14 protein-coding genes are annotated in these 17,595 nt (G+C 68.1%); 3 read left to right on the forward strand and 11 right to left on the reverse strand.

Annotated elements, in window-relative coordinates; all coding sequences use genetic code 11:
- Positions 1-26: 26 nt before the first annotated feature.
- From IPG50_13760 to IPG50_13775, 4 genes are all read right to left on the reverse strand, one after another.
- On the reverse strand, positions 27-491 hold the full coding sequence (locus tag IPG50_13760; GenBank protein MBK6693253.1) for a hypothetical protein: 465 nt from the start codon (positions 489-491) through the stop codon (positions 27-29).
- A gap of 40 nt (positions 492-531) precedes the next feature.
- Entirely contained in the window at positions 532-1,431 is a 900-nt protein-coding gene (locus IPG50_13765; protein MBK6693254.1) for an ABC transporter substrate-binding protein, read from the reverse strand.
- Positions 1,428-2,012, reverse strand: coding sequence for a hypothetical protein (locus tag IPG50_13770; GenBank protein ID MBK6693255.1), 585 nt, complete (start codon positions 2,010-2,012; stop codon positions 1,428-1,430). Before IPG50_13770 ends, IPG50_13765 begins: the two co-directional genes overlap by 4 nt.
- Before the next feature lie 98 nt (positions 2,013-2,110).
- Positions 2,111-2,911, reverse strand: coding sequence for a hypothetical protein (locus tag IPG50_13775; GenBank protein MBK6693256.1), 801 nt, complete (start codon positions 2,909-2,911; stop codon positions 2,111-2,113).
- Between the two features lie 265 nt (positions 2,912-3,176).
- Here IPG50_13775 and IPG50_13780 point away from each other — a divergent pair, with 265 nt between their 5' ends.
- A complete protein-coding gene (locus IPG50_13780; GenBank protein ID MBK6693257.1) occupies positions 3,177-4,832 on the forward strand; it encodes a hypothetical protein in 1,656 nt (551 codons plus the stop codon).
- Between the two features lie 21 nt (positions 4,833-4,853).
- The gene (locus tag IPG50_13785) at positions 4,854-5,513 is read left to right on the forward strand and encodes a hypothetical protein (protein ID MBK6693258.1); all 660 of its coding nucleotides are present in this window, start codon (positions 4,854-4,856) and stop codon (positions 5,511-5,513) included.
- A 397-nt stretch (positions 5,514-5,910) separates the two neighbouring features.
- On the opposite strand, the gene IPG50_13790 is transcribed toward IPG50_13785, so the two are convergent.
- Complete coding sequence (locus IPG50_13790) at positions 5,911-6,315, reverse strand: hypothetical protein (protein MBK6693259.1); 405 nt, start codon at positions 6,313-6,315, stop codon at positions 5,911-5,913.
- 267 nt (positions 6,316-6,582) lie between these two features.
- Between IPG50_13790 and IPG50_13795 the strand changes: the two genes are divergently transcribed.
- A complete protein-coding gene (locus IPG50_13795) occupies positions 6,583-6,981 on the forward strand; it encodes a hypothetical protein (GenBank protein ID MBK6693260.1) in 399 nt (132 codons plus the stop codon).
- Positions 6,982-7,227: 246 nt separating this feature from the next.
- On the opposite strand, the gene IPG50_13800 is transcribed toward IPG50_13795, so the two are convergent.
- From IPG50_13800 to IPG50_13825, 6 genes are all read right to left on the reverse strand, one after another.
- Entirely contained in the window at positions 7,228-9,018 is a 1,791-nt protein-coding gene (locus IPG50_13800) for a hypothetical protein (GenBank protein ID MBK6693261.1), read from the reverse strand.
- Positions 9,019-10,127: 1,109 nt separating this feature from the next.
- Entirely contained in the window at positions 10,128-12,170 is a 2,043-nt protein-coding gene (locus IPG50_13805) for an RHS repeat protein (GenBank protein MBK6693262.1), read from the reverse strand.
- Between the two features lie 61 nt (positions 12,171-12,231).
- A complete protein-coding gene (locus IPG50_13810; protein MBK6693263.1) occupies positions 12,232-13,824 on the reverse strand; it encodes an RHS repeat protein in 1,593 nt (530 codons plus the stop codon).
- A gap of 270 nt (positions 13,825-14,094) precedes the next feature.
- Entirely contained in the window at positions 14,095-15,447 is a 1,353-nt protein-coding gene (locus tag IPG50_13815; protein MBK6693264.1) for a hypothetical protein, read from the reverse strand.
- Positions 15,448-15,485: 38 nt separating this feature from the next.
- Positions 15,486-16,079 (reverse strand): penicillin-binding protein activator LpoB, encoded by a 594-nt coding sequence (locus IPG50_13820; GenBank protein MBK6693265.1) that lies wholly within the window; start codon positions 16,077-16,079, stop codon positions 15,486-15,488.
- Positions 16,080-16,346: 267 nt separating this feature from the next.
- Positions 16,347-17,417 carry a thioredoxin domain-containing protein gene (locus tag IPG50_13825; protein MBK6693266.1) on the reverse strand — a complete coding sequence of 357 codons (1,071 nt, stop codon included), beginning with the start codon at positions 17,415-17,417 and terminating at the stop codon, positions 16,347-16,349.
- Positions 17,418-17,595 lie beyond the last annotated feature (178 nt).

Here is a 17,595-nt window from a genome sequence, read left to right on the forward strand (position 1 = left end):
GAGCCGGAGCCTCAGCGAGGGCTCAGCTACGGGAAGGCGCACACGGCAAAGCCGGCCGAGGGATTGGCAGGGTCGAATTCGCAGGTTGCGGTCACGCCCGACGTGTCAGGACACGGCGCGCACGGCTCAGCGCAAGGTGAGCCCTTGCGACGCTCGACGGCGCGAAGGTAGTCCACGGCAGCTTGCGAAATGTCGCTCAGCACAGGCACGCTGCAGCCACACTCGTCTTTGAGGACCTTGGGGCACTCGACGGCCTCGGTACACGCGACCGCGGCGGCGCGTGCGCGCTTGAGCGCCACCGTCTCATCGATGCACGAGACGGCGGCATCGACGCTCGCGTCGACGGCTCCAGCATCGCTCGTCGCGGCAGCGCCGTCGTCCGTGATAGCGGCATCCACAGGCGCCTTCTTTCCGACGGTGAAGTCGTAGGCACACGCCGCCAACCAAACAGGCGCCAGCGCCACGATGGAGAGAGCGGGCCAACGCCTCATCCCCCGATGCTCTCGGGCTTTCGTGCGCACCGCAACCACTTCAGCTGTAGAGCCGGTGGGCATCGATGAGCGCGCGGACGCGCGGCAGCGCATCGACGGTCCGCGAGCCGTACCAGGAGAGATCCTTGCCATCCGTCAGCACGATGGCGCCGCGAGACGCGGCGTCGATGGGAAGGCGACGAAACACCTCCGCGTCGATGTCGGTGAACGGGTGAGGCTCGCTGGGGAGCAGCACGAGCTCGGGGTTGCGCTCCACGACCTCGTCGAGCGTCACGCGGGGGTAGCGCACGTCGCGGCCCGCGAGGTCCTCCTCGGGAACGGGCCTCGCGCGGCCGAGATCGGCCGCGAGCGGGTAGCGTCGCTCGCGGTCGGCGAAGACATTCGCGCCGCCGGACACCGCGAGCACATCGCTGATGTATGTCGAGCTGTGTACGGTCATCAGCGGATCCATCCAGATGGGACAGAACACTCGGAGCGGCCGCTTCGTCGCGCGCTCCGCTTCGGAAGCGCGGAGCGCCTGATAACCGCGACGAACGAGCTCGCGAACGGCCACGTCGCGCTCGACGCGGAAGATCCGCGCAAGGCGAGCGAGGTGCGCGAGGGCATCGGCGGCGCGCTTCGGGAACGCGACGAACACGCGGACGCCGGCCTGGGCCACCTGTTCGAGGAGGGCGCGGGTGTTCTCCTCCTGGTTCGCGATGACGAGATCGGGCGCGAGATCCATGACGGCCTCGAAGCGCGCGTCCTTGGTTCCGCCGACGCTGGGCAGGGTCTTCACACTCTCCGGCAGCTCGCAGTAGTCAGTCCGCCCCACGAGCACCGAGCCGCAGCCGAGTTCGTAGACCGACAGCGTGTCGCTCGGCACGAGGGAGACAACGCGCTGCGGAGTCGCCCCAAAGAGGAGCTCGCGGCCCCGATCGTCGCGCACCTTGACGATCACGGCGCCTTCTTCCCGACGTTCTTCGGCGGCGCCGGAGCGTTCTTCGTGGGCTTTCCCGCGTCCCTCTTCTCTGGCGCGGCGGCGTCTCGGGCGGCGCTGGTCTTCCCCGCGTCGCCCACCTTTACGGGGGCGGCGCCGGCGTCGAGCTTGCGCGTTTCGTTCTCGCTGGGCGCGTCATCGTCGCCACTGGACTCCTCTTCGCGGTCCTCGCCGACCGGCAGGGGGAGCGGCGGGCCGCCATCGGCGTGGATGCCCACCGTCACCGCGCAGCGCGCCCAGACGGCGTCGCCGCAGCGGTCGGCGCTCTTGTCTTTGGCGGCTTTGGCAGCAAGCGTCACGCAACCGAGCACGGCGCGATCTTCGCTCTCGACGAGGCGGTCCAAGACGAAGCGACACCCGCGGGCGCACTCATCTGCCGTGCAGCCCTCTGCGCGAGCCTTGCATTCCGCGTAGCAACGCTCCTCGGGGCGGCCGTCGAGGGCTGGCGGACAAGCCGTGAGCAGGCTCACGCCCGCGAAGGTCAACGCGGCCAAGAGCCCTAGCGAACGGAGGCCGTCATCGATGTGCTTGGAGCGCACCATACGTGGTGTCGCGGTATACCACGCGCGCGACGGCGCGGGGTTTGGCTTGACCGGCGCCGCGTGGACAGCCGGCTCTCAGCGAGGAACGGCAGCGACTTTTATTCGAACGAACACTGGTCGGAGCCGAAGCCGACGCCGAACTGCTGGCCGTTCTCGGCGTAGTTCGCCGAGACCGTCGCGGCACCGGACGCGCGCTCGAAGTCGACCTTCTTGATGCCGATGCTGAAGTCTTGCTCGCCCTTTCGGCCTTCGTAGCGAACCCAATCGCGAACCCCCGTCTCGGACTCAGGCACCAGGAAGACGGACACGGTCACGGTGGGAATGCGACCCGATTTACCGCGGAGCTTGAGTGTGCCGGCGCGGTTTTGCGCTTCGTCGAGGACGAGCTCGGCGTCGGCGAGGTTGCCCGTGCACTTCATGGTCTTCGCGTTCGTGGCCTCCGCGCGCCACGACGGATCCTTCTTCATGTTGAAGGACTCGTGCCGCGCCGCCGAGTACATCTTGAGGCCGCCACTCTCGAGCTTGTCGAACTCGAAGTTCGGGCTGGGGCCACCACCTTCGGCGGAGAGCGCGATCCAAGGCTTGTCGGACGCGACGGGGCTGTCGGGGTTGTTGGGACGAGCCGGAAAAATTTGGTACGAGCCGCGGCTGATGCGGGGCTCGCCACGTTGCACGAGGTCGGCTTCGTAGCGTGTGTCGGAGAGGATCGTAAGCCGCGCGAGGTAGAAGTCCGAGCTCGGCTTGCCGTCGACGACGTAAGTGCCCAAGGCGATCGATGCGCCGCGAAGCGCGTCCTCCGAGGCGGTGTTGGAGCCTGCGTCGGTGGCCTGTCCTCCGCAGGCGAAGAGGCTGGCGGCGGCAACGCCGAGGACGAAGCGGAGAACGACAGAGACCTTCATGTCGGGCGGGGATGCAGCGACCGTGCCGCCGGCTCATCGGTCGAAACGGGCGATTTTCCCACATGCCCGGTGCGGTCACGGCGCGTGAAGGATCCAGTCGCGCCTCCCCGAGGCGTCAGGGCAGCCAGCGTCAGGGCGGATTTTTCTAGCTACGGAGTGTTCGGGCGCGACCGATTTTCTGCGATCGTGGCTGTCGCTGTCCTGGTCCTGCGGCGGTGCGATTCACTCGCTCCGTCGCCTTCGTTCGCCCCGCCCAGAGGTTGTTATGAAACGGTTCCTCCCGATCGTCGCCATCGTCGTCATCGCAGCCAGCTGCAGCGAGGCAGCCACGTCGACGACCCCAACCACCGGAGCGCCCGACGGCGAGACGGGCGACGGAGGGCTCGCAGAAGCCGATGGCGGCTCCACGGCTGACGCGACCACCGGCGCGGATGGCGCAACGAGCGTCGATGGCGCCACTGCACCCGACGCGGTGAGCGAAGACGCGACGGCGAGCGACGCGAACGATGCCAGCGCGAACGACGGCGCCGCAGACGCCGCCCTTGACGGCCCAGCCGGCTGCGTCGCTGGCGGTGCATGCTCAGACAACGCTGGCTTCCCGTGTCGTGAGGGCGTCGTCGCGTGCGTCGATGGAGGTCCCACGTGCGTCGACGGCGCCGCGGCGACCGAGGGGACGCCGTGCACCAGCGGACTTTGCGGCAGCGGCTCGTGTCGGCCGTCGGTGACCGTATCCAACAGTTGGAATCCCTCCTTCGCGTCCGTGGTGCCGGGTCGGACGTGCTCCGACGCGATGTCGTTCGCAGTGACCGGGCTCACGACGACGTCGGCCACCGTCTCGACCTCGAGCGACGGCACTCAACTCTCGGCGGGTGCGAGCTGTCTATCCCAAGGGGACGAAGTCCTGCTCATCAACCTCCAAGGCAGCATCGGTGAGGTCGCAAACGTGGGCAACTGGGAGCTCCTCCAAGTCGCGAGCTACTCGGTGCCGTCGAAGACCGTCACCTTCGCGACGGCCAAGACGCGCAACTACGGTGCGGGAAACGACGACACCAAGATCGGGCCGACTGGTGTGAGCGGCAAGACTCAACGGGTGATGCTGATGCGCGTTCCGCGCTTTGGCGTGCTCACCGTTACCAACACGGGCACTGTAGCGACGCAGCCGTGGGAGGCGCTCATGGGCATTGGCGGCGTCACGGCGCTCCGCGCGGTCAAGCTCACGGTCGACGGCACCATCTCCGCCGACGCGCGCGGCTACCGCGACGGGCGCGGAAGCGTCGACCGCTCGTGCGTCTACAACGTCCCGACGATGCGTGGCGAGTCCATCGGTGGATTCGCTGCAGTCGGCGGCGGCGGCGCGCCGATTGGCGGCTCGAGCGGATGGGTGATGAACGATCCGTCGCCGCCCACGTCGTTCGCTGGAGACGACCTTCCGCTCATGCCTGGCGCCGCGCACGCGCAGGCGGGCGAAGCGGGAAAGAATCCGCTGGGCCGGACGTTTGGCGCCGACGGCACAACGTACGGTGTATCCGACGCCACCAAGCTCACGATGGGCTCGGGGGCGGGCGGCGGTTTGGCCTGCGGCGCCAGCTTCGCCGATCAGCCGATTCTCGATCCGTTCGTGCTGGCGTCCAGGTCCGGCGGCATCACGCTGCTCTTGGTGGGTGAGCTCACCGTCGGCGCAACGGGCAAGATCAGCGCGAGCGGGGCCGCCACTGCCGCGAAACCGGCGTCCGGCGGATACGTCTTTATCAAGGGTGGCGCGCTCAACGTTGGTACCGGTCAGGTGAAAGCCGTCGGCGGGACCGCGACGGGCACGGCCGGCGCATTCAAGGACGAGGTCGTCAAAGGCGGCGATGGCTACGTGGTCCTTCAGGGCACGAGCGTCACGGGCACGACCTCTCCTGCGGCGAATCAACTCTGAGCGATCAAGCGAGTGACTCAGGTGAAGAAGGCACTCGCCGGCGCCGGCTTGATGGTGGCCCTTTCCCATTGCTCGACGCGGCAAGCCAACCTGCGCGCGACCGCTGACGGTGCGCCCCTTGTCGACGCGAGCGCGCCCGTACGCAACCCCGGTGCGGCAAGCGAGCCGCTCAGCCCGCCGCTCGATGCGTCACGGAGCGACGCGACGAACGTCGACGCGGCACCACCGCGGTGTGCGCCACCAGCGGGTCCGTTTGAGGCGTTCTTCCGCGTCGGCAGCACGCAGCGGTATCGGATCATCGACACCGTCGATGCGCACAGCACCGACGGAGCCCGGGAGCGCACGACGCTCGAGGCGACCTTCCGCGTGACGGCCGTGGACTGCGACGACGGCGCCTGGGTAGCCAACGGAAGCTGGGCCGTCGAGGGTGACACCGCCATCGCGACGCGGTTGCCCGACGAGTGGCGCCTCACCGGGGGCGTCCTCACAGAGACCGCCGGCGGCGCGAGCTTCGCCGATGCGAAGATGGCGAAGCCCAAAGGCGCGCCGTGCCACGTGACGTCCGACCGCGGCCCCTACGGCAAGACGCTAAGGCGCGTGTGCATCGACCGAGCCGGGTTGGTCTCGGTGCGCGAAGAGAACATGCACGGGCCGCGAGTGCTTGAGGTGACGCGGAGGTGAGGGACTTCTCTTCGTCGCCATGAGGCCCGCACCGCCCGCTGTCCCGGAAAGCGCAGGGGGAAGCTCATCTTCACGCAGTCGCCGTCGGGCTCTTCGGCGCGGCAGGCCGGACCTGCGCGGGGCGGCCGCGGGGGGCGGGGCGGCCGGGGCGGCCGACCTGGGTTGATTTCCGCGAGGCTGCGGTGCCGCTGCCGCAAGCGTGGTCGTGCGGGCCGCGATCGCGTCCCGCGTCCCAGTTCGCCCACGGAACCGGTGGACACGAAGCGCAAACGCTCGTGCGACCGCTGTGGGTCACGGGCCGTTTGCCCGTGCCGCTCACCGCGAACAAAGTGCTCCCATCGCGCTCGCGAGCCGCGCGTGGGCGGGTTCGGAACATCGGCGCGGAGCGGTGAGGTAGCTATGTTTGCGCGGCGCCATGGCCGCGCGGGCCGAATGCGGCGAAGCGATAGGTTCCCTCTGGGAACACGGTGCTCTCACCCGCGATCCATCGGAGTCGTGCGTCGCGGTAGGCCTTTCGGAAGCCGCGGAGCGCCGAGAGCTCTTGGCGCCGCCGCTCTTTGTTGCGACATGCCACATGGGGCCGGAGCTTGCGGCGAGGCTCGACGGTGCGGGGCCTGCTCGTCGGCGCCGTGCCGAGCACGGCCTTGCGTCCAAGCACGCGTCGCCCCGTCTTCGCGCGCCGCGCTTTCGCCGCGTCCTCTTCCGCACGGACCGCAGCGGCGATCTTGTCGGCCCATTCCTTGGCCGCGAGGTGCTCGAAGCCGTCAATGGGCTCGATGCGAAGGGTCACCTCTTTCGGCATCGGGCCGTCTTCCCCGGAAGAAGCCGCCTGGGCGCTTGATGGTCCTCGTCGTGCCGCGGAAGATGTTGGCCGAACGACGACGCACCGGGCCACTCCGCGACTCGCTCGACGAGGTTGTCCGCCACGGGGTTGCAGAGAACGTAGATGAGCTTGTCGAAGCGGTCTTGGGCCTCGACAAGGTAAACGGCGTTGGGCTGCTCGGTGGCCCAGAGGTTTTCCCAGCGACCCCAATGCGCGTTGAGGGGCCTTGGCGATCATCTTATGGAAGTGGGCGAAGAACTCGGGGTAGTTCCCGAGGTTGTCCCGGACGAGCAGGTGCTGGTGGTTGCTCATCGCGATGAAGCCATGCAGCGTGATCTTGTAGCGCTCGCACGCCTCCGCGAGGCAGTAGAGGTAAATCTGCTCGACGCGCACATCAGGACGCAGCAGGTGCTGCCGCTGCGTGCAGCGCCGACTGGTGAGGTACGTGCGACCGGCCACGACCTGACGGGGAAGCGTCATGAACGTCACATCGGCAGCGGGGCGAACCAAGTTGCGTCGACCGGCGAAAAAGGAACCCAGGACGGGTCTTGCTGGTCTCACCGTGTGTACACGGTGAACTGTCGTCCGCGACGCGCGCATCGGCACGCAGCAGGTGCTGGCGCTGCGTGCAGCGCCGACTGGTGAGGTACGTGCGACCGGCCACGACCTGACGGGGAAGCGTCATGAACGTCACATCGGCGGCGACGCGAGCCAAGTTGCGTCGACCGGCGAAAAAGGAACCCAGGACGGGTCTTGCTCGTAGCGACCGACCGCGGCCCCTACGGCAAGACGCTAGGGCGCGTCTGCATCGACCGAAGCGGGCTCGTCTCCGTGCGTGAAGAGAATAGGAACGGGCCGCGGACGTTTGAGGTGAGGCGGAGGTGAGGGCCTTCACTTTCCCGGCAGCAAGAGGCGAAACGCCGAGTACTCCTCGTGCGCGGCACGACTTCCTGCAGTGAATGCGTTGCCCCCGGGTTGAGCGTCGATAAATCTAACGATCCCGCCATCGTTGATGACGTTGAAGACGTGACCCTTGGTTGGGTCAATGAACGGATTGGAGCCCGAAACGATCCCCGCCGCACCTGGTCCAGCGTCTTCCATCTGCTTGATGATTTCTTCGATGGGGCTTCGGGAGGTGAATTTCCCGCCGAGTGCCTTCTCGAGAACTTCAGGTGCACCGGCCGCGGAATTGGTCACCGGACGCGGGCCGTGTCCGCGCAAAATCGAGTGAACCGAGAGAGCCACCTCCTGGCAATTGGTTGTGCCGCGGACGGAATTCACATTTCGAAGGCGGGCGGCGAGTGCGACCCTATTCGCCGAGCGCCCGACCGACGTGAGCATCGCGCCGAAGCCCATGCCTCCACCGTCAACAACGACCTCTGAGGCCAAGATCGTCGCTTGGTTGAGCATCGGCGCGGAGCGATACAGAAGCGCGACGCCAGTAGTGGCGGCCGTGGCTACGTAAGGGATGAGATACGGAAGAAACCAGTACAGCCCAGTCGGGTCGCTCCGCCCAACCGGCGCTCCTCCGACATACCCATAGAGACTCGCCCCGCCCGCGAGTCCAATCGGATCCGCCTGCAAGTACCTCCCCGTCTTCGGGTCGTAGTCGCGGAAGACGTTGTAATGGAGCCCGCTCTCGTCGTCGTAGAGCTGCCCCGGAAAGCGCATCGGGAAGCTCAGCTTCACCGAGTCGCCATCGGGATCTTCGTCGGGCATCGACATGCCGAACGCGTCGCCGTCCCATTTCCACACGATCTTGTCGGTGGCGTCGGCTAGCGCGCGCGGCGTGCCCAGGTGATCGGTGTGAATCGTCTGCGACTCGGTGGGCGTGAAGCGCGCGACGGGCGTCTGGCCCATGTACGCCACTTGGTAGATCGGCGCGCCCGTCGCATCGTATTCGCCGATCAAGCGCCCCGCCGCGTCGCGGAACGCGAACGTCGTTTTGGTGCAGCGATGGTCATCATTGCAAGACTCGCCGGTGGTGCATGAGCCGCACGCCACCTGACCGCCGCAGTCGTCGGGCGCTGTGCCGCACATGAAATTCGCTGGGCACGTCGTCTTCGGCGTGCACCCGCAGTGGTTCGGAACGCCAGCGCCCGCGCACGTCTCGGGCTCGGTGCACGTGCCGCACGTGATCGTGCCGCCGCAGCCGTCGCTCGCGGTGCCGCAGTTCTCGCCGGCGGGGCAGACCGTGCCCGGTGTGCAGCCGCACTGGTTCGGAATGCCGCCGCCGCCACACGATTGAGGCGCGCCGCACGAGCCACAATCGATGAGGCCCCCGCAACCGTCGTCGGCGCTGCCGCAGTTCTGGCCGCTCGGGCACGCCGTCGCCGGTGTGCACCCGCACTGGTTGCCGGTGCCGCCGCCGCCGCACGATTGCGGGCCGGTGCAGGCGCCGCAGTCGACGGTGCCGCCGCAACCGTCATCGGCGGTGCCGCAGTTCTGTCCCGCGGGGCACGTCGTCGCCGGCGTGCATCCGCATTGATTCGCCGTGGCGCCGCCGCTGCACGACTGGGGCGCGGTGCAGGAGCCGCAGTCAATCGTTCCACCGCAACCGTCGTCGGCGCTGCCGCAGTTCTGTCCCGCGGGGCAGGTCGTCGCCGGGCTGCATCCGCACTGGTTCGCGACGGTGCCGCCACCGCATGACTGCGGCGCAAGACACGAGCCGCAATCAAACATCCCTCCACATCCGTCGGACGCGGTGCCGCAGTTCTGTCCCGCCGGGCAGCTCGTCGCCGGCGTGCAACCGCACGCACCGGCCGCGCCGGCGCCGCCGCACGTCTCGGGCCCAGTGCACGTGCCGCAATCGAGCGTGCCTCCGCAACCGTTGGGCGCCGTGCCGCAGTTCTGCCCCACGGGGCAGCTCGTCTTGCAGACGACGACGACCTGACACGTGCCACCGCCGCACGTTTCGCCGGCGCTGCACGTTCCGCAAGGGATCGTCCCGCCGCAGCCGTCGCTGGCGGTACCGCACACCTGGCCTACAGGGCACGTCGTCGCTGCAGTGCAACCACACTGCGTCGCCGTTCCGCCGCCACCGCAGGTGTCGGCGTTGATGCACGAGCCGCAGTCGAGGGTGCCACCGCAACCATCGGGTGCGGTGCCGCAGTTCTGCCCCGACGGGCAAGCCGTGGCGGGCGTGCAGCCGCACTGACTCGCCGTCGCTCCGCCGCCGCACGTCTGCGGCGAGGCGCACGAGCCGCAATCGAGCGTGCCGCCGCAGCCGTCGGGCGCGCTCCCGCAAGTCTGCCCGGTCGGACACGTCGTGGCGGGCGCGCAGCCGCACTGGTTCGCGATCGCGCCGCCGCCGCAGGTCTGCGGCGAGGAGCACGAGCCGCAGTCGAGGGTGCCACCGCAACCGTCGGGCGCCGTGCCGCAGTTCTGTCCGCTGGGGCACGCCTTCGCAGGCTCGCAGCCGCATTGACCCGACGTGCCGCCGCCGCCGCACACTTGCGGCGCGACGCACGAGCCGCAGTCGAGGAGCGTGCCGCACCCGTTGTCGACCTTGCCGCACGTCTGCTGCGCGGGACACGTCGTGAGAGTTGGCGTGCAGGGCCCGCCATCACCGGCGTCACCGCTGCCCGGCGCGTCGGCCGCGCCATCGGCGCTCGCATGACCTCCACCATCGCCGCCGGTCGCTGCCTCGTCGCTCCCGGCCTCGGTTCCGGGCGCGCCGACATCGCCGCCGCTTCCACCGTCAGAGCCCGCGTTGTCACAACCGAGAAGCGTGAGCGCGACGGCGAACGTTGCGGCAAGTTGCCATGCGCCGATGCGCTTCATGATGGCGCTCATCGCGTCACCGTCTTCGCCACGCGGAGGCCATTCGAACCAACGAGGTAGTTTGCGACGACCGACCCGCTGGTCATCTTCGTGAGGCGCCCGCGAGCGTCGTACGCGAAGCTCCGAATCCCATCGGTCGTGGGGCTTCCGTTCTCGTCGTAGGCGTAGCTGCGCGCGTCGGGCGCCGACGTCGCGAGCAGCCGTTGGTTCCCCGCGCCGTACGACAGCGTCTGCGCACCTCGCTTCGTGCGGTTGCCCACCGCGTCGTATTCGTAGCTCTCTGCGCCGGCCGGCGTCACCGCGGCCACGAGTCGATCGAGCGCGTCGTACGCATACGTTCGCGCGTCGGTCGCGTTGGCGGCGTCGGCGATGCTCGTGATGCGCGACGCGGCGTCGTAAGCGACGGTCCACGTCTTTCCCGCCGCCATGTAGCTCGCGATGCGACCGTCGAGATCGACGGCGCGAGCGATAACGACGCCGCCCTGAGTCTTGTAGCTCGTAACGGGCCCGAAGGGCTTATACGCGATGAGGTCCATCAGCGTCGTCGTCGTCGGGTTGGGTCCGGCAGCGTCGAGCGACACCTTGCCGACGCGACCGAGGGCGTCGTACGCATATTTCACTGCCTGCCCGTTGGGGTACGTCATCTTCGTGAGGTGCCCCACGGCGTCGTATTGGTACCCGAGCGTGAGCGACACGTTGTTGCCGCCGGCGGTGATCGCCTGGGACTCCTGCACGAGGCGCCCGAGCGCGTCGTAGAGGTAGGCGCGGGCGCCGCTCGCGTCCGTGACGGCGGTCAATCGACCGATACCGTTCGCGCCTGAGTCGTAGTCGTACGACGCTTGCGTCCCATCGGCGTAGTGAACCGCGACAACGCGATTGAGCGCGTCATACTCGTACGTCGTCGCCTGCCCCTTCGCGTCGGTCCGCGAGACGACGTTGCCCGCCGCGTCGAACGTGGCGTTCGCCACGCCCGTGTCGGGGCTCGTGACCTTCAGCACGTCACCGAGCGCGTCCACGGCGTATTGCGTCACCAGCGAGCGCGGATCGGTGACGCTCACGAGGCGATCGCGCGCGTCGTAGCCGAAGTCCGTGACGCCGCCCGCAGCGTCCGTCGCCTTGATGAGGCGATTGAGCGCATCGTACGCGCGCGTGGTCGTGCGGCTGAGCGGGTCGGTCACGCTCGTGAGGTTGCCCTGCGTGTCGTAGGCGTACGTCGTGGTTTGCCCGAGGGCGCCGAGCGACTTGGTCAAGCGCCCGAGGTTCGAGAAGACCCAAGTGCGCGACTGGGTCACGTTGTTGGAGGGATCGCGAATCGTCTCGGCGGTGCGATTGCCGAGGCCATCGAGCGTGTATTTCACGCGATTGCCGAGGTTATCGGCCAAGTCGGTGAGGCGATGCGCCGCGTCGTAAGCCAGATCGACGAACGACGCATCGGGCATCGTGATGCGCGTGACGAGCCCGGCGGCATCGTACGTGTAGCTCGTGACGAGACCACCCACGCTGCGCGACGTGAGCCGCTGCCTCGCGTCGTACGCAAGCGTCATCGTCGTGCCGTTGGGGTCGACGAGCTTGAGCGGGTTGCCGTACGCGTCGTATTCCAGGTACTGCGTGAGGTGCCCGAGGGCATCGCTCTGGGCGGCGAGCTGGCCGCGGCAACCGAGGGAACTTGCGCCGGCGCACGTGGCGCCGTCGGCGTAATACGCGTAGGCCACCGTGTCCGTCACGTCGGTCCGCGGACCGTCGAGCGTGACGACGCGGCCGTGGGCGTCGTAGGAGAACGACCAAGTGCGCGCGTTGTTCGACGCTGTGTCTTTGAGCGAAAGCGTGAGCATGTTGCCGCTCGCGTCGTACGTGAACGTCGTCGTTCGGCCCGGCTCGCTGACGAGCGTGGGGACGTCCCGCGTGGGGTGCCAGGTCGTCGTGATGGTCCGCGCAAGAGGGGTCCCGAAGGCTTCCGTGCGCGACGTCTCGAGGTTCTTGCGCGCGTCGGTCCGCTCGAAGGTCGTCACGTTGCCGTTCCAATCAGCGACCGAGGTGAGGTACCCGTTCACGTCGAAGTTCTGAGCCGCCGGCCCGCAGCTCGGGCACGGCGGCCCGCTGATGCTGACGACCTTACCGACCCCCGTTGACGAGCGTCGTCGCGTACGTGCGGACGGCGCCGGCCGGATCGGTGACGGTCACCGCGTTCGCGCCGAAGACGGCCGTGGTGTTCTCGAGGCCCGTAGGCCCACCGACGAGCGAGCCCGTGGCGCGACCTTGTGCGTCGAACTTCCAGGTCACGAAGCGCGTGCCGTTTTCGTCCTTGATGCCGGTGAGCGCGTTTGACTGCGCGCTCGCGACGTGAGCCGCCTCGTTGTAGAAGTACGTCCGCTTTGCGCCGCCGGGGAAGGTCACGCTCGTGAGGTTGTTGGCCGCGCCGGTGGAGCTCGCCTCGTCGTACTTGAACGTGTAGTTCGCGCCCGCCGGGTCGGTCACCGTAGAGACGCGACTCGATGCGTCGTAGACGAAGCCCATGGAACGACCGAAGTCGTCGGTCACTTGAAGGAGCAGTCCGGCCTTCGGCGCCACCGCGACGGGCGTCGCGGCGGTGCTGTACGTGAGCGTCGTGACACGCCCCGTGCGATCGGTGACGCTGAGGAGCGTGCCAGCCGCGTCGTAGAGCTCCACGACTTGTTCGGCAGGGATCGTGATGCGGTAGCCCGTGATGACGTTGCCGGCGTCGACGATCTTGTCGAGCGTTTCGGAGACGTCGCGGTCGGCCCCGTAGCGCGTACCGCTCGACGGCGCCGAGAACGAGTAGATCTGCCCGCTCGGCCGCACGGCCGCCACCGTGAAGGGGTCGAGCGCCGTCAAGAGCTGCGCGCCGTAGCGATGCGACCACAGCGTTCCGAAGGGGTACGACCGCGGCGGGAGGTACGCGCCCGTGGGCAGCGAGTTGTAGACGAGCGTGAGCTCGAGCGTCGACGAGCTGAAGATGGGCTCGGCCTGGCGACTGACGCCAGCGCCCGGATGAATGGGATCACCGATCCAGAGGGCGCCCTTGGCCGGATCGCAGTCCTCGCACTTGTTGGCGAGCGAACCGCCGAGGCATTGGCCGAACTGCGCCTGGCCCGTGCAGCTCGCAGCGGGAATGCACGCGCTCCCGTTCCATAGTTCGCCCGCGGGGCAGTTGCCGCAGGTGGCCGGCGGCGGAACGCTCGCGGACTTGCAGACACCCGAGACGCAGCGCTCACCCCCGTTGCATGCTTTGCCGTCGTTGCAGTCTGCATCTCCGGTGCAGGTGACGCACTCGAGCAAGAGGTCCCACCCCATGTACGGGAAGCCGGCGGGCCCCGTGGGGGAGTTCTTGTTGTGACTCTTCTGGGTGCACTGGTACTGATGGACGTGCCGCCCTGGGGGATAGCTCTGGCTCTCGCCGCGGTAGTAACAATCGACGGCGCTCGGCAGATCCCAGATGACGTTCGGATAGACCGTAGCTGGCTGCCCGGGAACGGCGCACTGAGTCACCGCACCTGCGACGCTCGTGATGGCGTCACCGACGCTGCAAAGGGGCCGCGTCGGATCGAAGAAACCGCCCGTGGCTGAGACAACGCCCTTCGGGATCTTCCCCCCGGTGCACGTGAGCGGAGGCGGCATGTCGGCGGCTTGCGCCGGCGCGGCCCAGAACGAGAGCACGCCGAGCGCGATCCACTTTGCGAGCCCCACGCCGCCAGCGATCGAGCGGATCGCCGTCCTTGCCCCGAGCACTGCCCCTGCCCTCGCCATCATGCCTCTCGTGAGCGCTCTCGCGGCCCACGATGGGCGTTCGCTGAGCACTCGCACGGGCGCGTAGAAAAGCGCAGCCGCACTAGAACGGCTATCAGGGCGGCCGCGCAGCGCCAACGCAAACGAGCCGCCCCGATGCAGCAGCATCGGTGCATGGATGGAGAGGTACGCCATGCGCGCCTGGCAGCGCGACGCGCGGCGCGTCGCGGCCTAGCGCAGCGCCATCAACGACACGACGCGGAAGCCGCCCTTGGGAACGTCAACGGCCTGCGTACGCGACACGCCGCGCGCCGAGAGGTGAACCTTGTGATGCCCTGCCGGCACGCGGACCCGAGTGATGGCGATGCGCGCCGGAAGCGTCTCCCAGCTTCGTGTGTCGGGTGTGTCGAGAGCCGTCAGCGTGGCTTGCGTCGCGAGCGAGGCGATGAGCCCGATGATGGCGCCGTCGCCGCTGCCGCCCGCGCGGCGCACGCCTTCGCCGGCCACGAGACGCACGACGAGGCGCGAGATGGCGGAAGCAACGATGGCGCCCTCGAGCTTCTCCCACTCCCGCCGAACCTCCGCCGTGAGGTTCACGGCCTCTTCGACCGGCAACGGCGAGCGACCGACGCTGGCCGTAGGGATCTCGTAGCCGCCCTGCCCTGGCGCCAAGGTCGGGTAGTTCACCCACGTGACAAGCCCTTGCGCCGCGAGGCGATTCGCCGCCGACGCGTCGTCAGGCCTTATCGACGAGGCGAAGTAGGTGAGCGCGAGCCCGATGGGGATTCGCTTCGCGATCTTGTGCGGCACGCGCCCATAGCCCAAAACGACGATGATCTCCCCTTCGTCGCCGAGCGGCGGCGGCGCGTCGTCCTTTTCGAGCGCCGTCAGGCGCGGGCTTCGATAGGCCCCTTGCGCCAAGACGCCGCGCACCGATCGGCGCAGCGAATCGAACCCCTTGTGCGCCAGCGCCGCGTCGTACCAGCGCAGCGCTTCGTCGGGCTCGCCGCTCTTTTCGAAGACGAGCCCCGCGAGAAAGCCGCCGAGTCCCAGCACCGGGCTCGATTCGTCCTTGAGCTTCTGCTTGAAGTACGTGTGCAGAACGGCGAGGCGCCGCGCCTCGACGCGCGCGCCGTTGAGATCGCCCTGCTCGAGGTAGTTCACCATGTTGAGGGTGTTGATGAGCAGCTTCTCGTAAGGCGGCGCCTGGTAGCGCCCGACCGAATCGGAAAACATGTATTTTCCAATCGTGTCGGCGGCGTTCTTCGAGAGGTCGAGCATCTCGATGGCCTTGTCAGCGGCCTCGAAGTCGCGCGCGGACAGCTCGAACTGCGCCAGCGACTGCTGAATCGTCGCGCGGTCGAGCAAGAGCAGCGCGTTGTCGCCCTCGAGCTTCTCGGGCAGGTCCTTGTCGGTCTTCGCGTCCATCTCGTCGTTCAACGCCGCGATGGCCGCGCGCGGCGCTCCGTCGTCGAGCGCCGTGCGAACGCGGAGCGTACGAGCCTCGTGACCACCGCAGCCCACGAGGAGCGCGAGCGCGAAGGCCAGCGCAAGGGCTTGAGCCAGCGCGACGAGCCATCGCAGGCGCGAGCGCGAGAGGTGCAGCATGAGAGGCAAGGGACCTAACGAACCATCTTCGTGATGTACGCCTTGTGCTGGAAGCGAATGGCGCTGGTCTCGACCTCAATGACCTGCATGAACAAGAAGTACTGAACGCGGCGGGCGTCGTCGGTGCGCTCGGCAGCGGCTTGCACCTTGCCGGTGATGAAATACTTCGCGCCGAGCTGGCGGCCGTATTTCGTCACGTTGGCGGGATTGAAGACAGGGTTCTGATGGCCCTCAACCTCGGCGATCATCTCCTTCTGGCGCTCGCGGCTGATGACCGTCACGACGCCCGACTCGACGAGCCACGTCTCGGTCTCGCTGAGGGCCGCGCCGAGCTGCGAGTCGATGTGCTCACTGGTGGCGTTTTGGTAGGGGAAGATGGCGACGATGTCTTTGCCGCGGTTGCCGCGCCAGAGCTCCATCAGCGGCGCGTTTCGCAGCTTGCCGAGAGACTCGGAGAGCATCCTCTGGATGTCTTCCTTGTCGAGGCCCGTGCTCATGGCGGGGTTGTCGATGCTCGGATCGTTGGAGCCGCGGACGTACTCCTTCGAACAGCCAGCGAGCGCGAGCGCTGCGCCAAAGAGGGCCACTTGGAGGGATATGAGCTTCATGATTCCTTTTCGTCTCCCAGGCACAAGAACGTGAGTCGGTCGGTCGGAGGGGAGGATAGCCGACGCAGCGACGCCGCGGGCGGCCGACGAGATACCGGCAAGACGCGGCACCGTTCTCACCGATTCAATCGCGGCGCGGCCTACGGCGCGATCGAGGCGAAACGTGAACCCCCGGTGACGATCGGACCGTGAAGGCGCGATTACGCGACTCGAAGGGGCGGCGAAGAAGCGGCCAAATGGCCGAGCGCGATCTTCACGCGCGGCGCTTCAGCCGCCGCTGGCGCGCCGAATGGCCGCCTCGAGGTGCGCCGGATCCTGCGCGCCCACGAAGCGCTCCGCACCGATCCAAATCGTGGGAAGGCCGCGGCCACCGGCCTCCTTAAACTCTGCGATCTCTCGATCGACACGCGCACGCGTCGACGGGTCGTCGAAGCACGAGCGGAACTCTGCCGGCGGCAACGAAAGCTTCGTCGCCAGCTTCTCGCAGCCCTCGCGCGTGAGGTCGTCGGGCGGCGTGCTGAAGAGGGCTTCGGCCATCTCGGCTCCCTTGCCGAGCTTCTCACCGCAACACGCCGCGAGCGCCGCGTCCATGGAACGGGGATGGATGCGCGTGAGGGGCACTTGTTTGCGAATCACCCGCACGCGTCCCTTGTGGCGCTCCAGAACCGGCGCAAACCCCTCGTGGGTCATGCGGCAAAACGGGCACTCGAAGTCGACGAAGTCGATGACGGTGACGACACCCGGCGGCGCGCTGGCGATCTCCCGTTTGACCAGCTCCGGCACGGGGCCTTGCGCCTCCGGCGGCGGCAGCGGTCGCGTGAAGCCAACGCCCATGGGGATCGCGGCAGCGAGGACGAAGGAGCCACCCAGCGTCGGCACGGCGAAGCGGAACGTCGCGTCGACCCCGAGGCGGTAACGAAAGACGCTCCCCACGAGAAGCACGAGGCAGCCGATGTCCGCGACGAGGCAATAGCGACAGAAGACCGAGAGCCGCAGCTGCACCGCGAGGAGGAACGTCGCGACCACGGCGCCGAGCGCCGCGAGCGCGAGCTGGACGAGGCGCGCCCGCGGTCCGGAGAAACACAGCGCGACGGCCACCGCGCAAAAGCCGAGCAAGCCGAACGCCGGCGTCGGGACGCCAAGAACCGCGGCATACGTCGTGCTGCGAAGGCGTTCGCAGCCGCCACCGCCGCCGCAAAAGACGGCTGCGGGCCGTACGTAATCGACGAGCAAGAGCGCGCTCGCGACGATGCCCGCCAGGCATGCGGCAGCGGAAAAACCAACGGAAAGGTGGCCTCTGCCCTGAGGCGCCACGGGCTCGGGTCCAGGATCGGGCATGCCCATTTGGTGCCAGAGCGTGGGCGCCTGGTCAAACCGTTTGCGCCCCGGGGCCGAACCTCCGAGACTGCCGGGCCTTATGCCGCGTCACCTGCCCAGTCGGGCCGAAATCCTCGCCATCTTCAAAGAGCGCCGCGAGCTCACGGTGGAGGAAGCCGCAACCGCGCTTTCGCAACCC

The sequence above is a fragment of the Myxococcales bacterium genome (assembly GCA_016703425.1).
GTDB lineage: Bacteria > Myxococcota_A > Polyangia > Polyangiales > Polyangiaceae > JADJCA01.

Excerpts from the sequence above, each read along its gene's own strand:
- IPG50_13780 (MBK6693257.1), top strand. The coding sequence starts at position 3,177 with ATGAAACGGTTCCTCCCGATCGTCGCCATCGTCGTCATCGCAGCCAGC.
- IPG50_13770 (MBK6693255.1), bottom strand. The coding sequence starts at position 2,012 with ATGGTGCGCTCCAAGCACATCGATGACGGCCTCCGTTCGCTAGGGCTC.
- IPG50_13825 (MBK6693266.1), bottom strand. The coding sequence starts at position 17,417 with ATGCCCGATCCTGGACCCGAGCCCGTGGCGCCTCAGGGCAGAGGCCAC.
- IPG50_13800 (MBK6693261.1), bottom strand. The coding sequence starts at position 9,018 with ATGTTTGATTGCGGCTCGTGTCTTGCGCCGCAGTCATGCGGTGGCGGC.
- IPG50_13775 (MBK6693256.1), bottom strand. The coding sequence starts at position 2,911 with ATGAAGGTCTCTGTCGTTCTCCGCTTCGTCCTCGGCGTTGCCGCCGCC.
- IPG50_13760 (MBK6693253.1), bottom strand. The coding sequence starts at position 491 with ATGAGGCGTTGGCCCGCTCTCTCCATCGTGGCGCTGGCGCCTGTTTGG.
- IPG50_13820 (MBK6693265.1), bottom strand. The coding sequence starts at position 16,079 with ATGAAGCTCATATCCCTCCAAGTGGCCCTCTTTGGCGCAGCGCTCGCG.
- IPG50_13790 (MBK6693259.1), bottom strand. The coding sequence starts at position 6,315 with ATGCCGAAAGAGGTGACCCTTCGCATCGAGCCCATTGACGGCTTCGAG.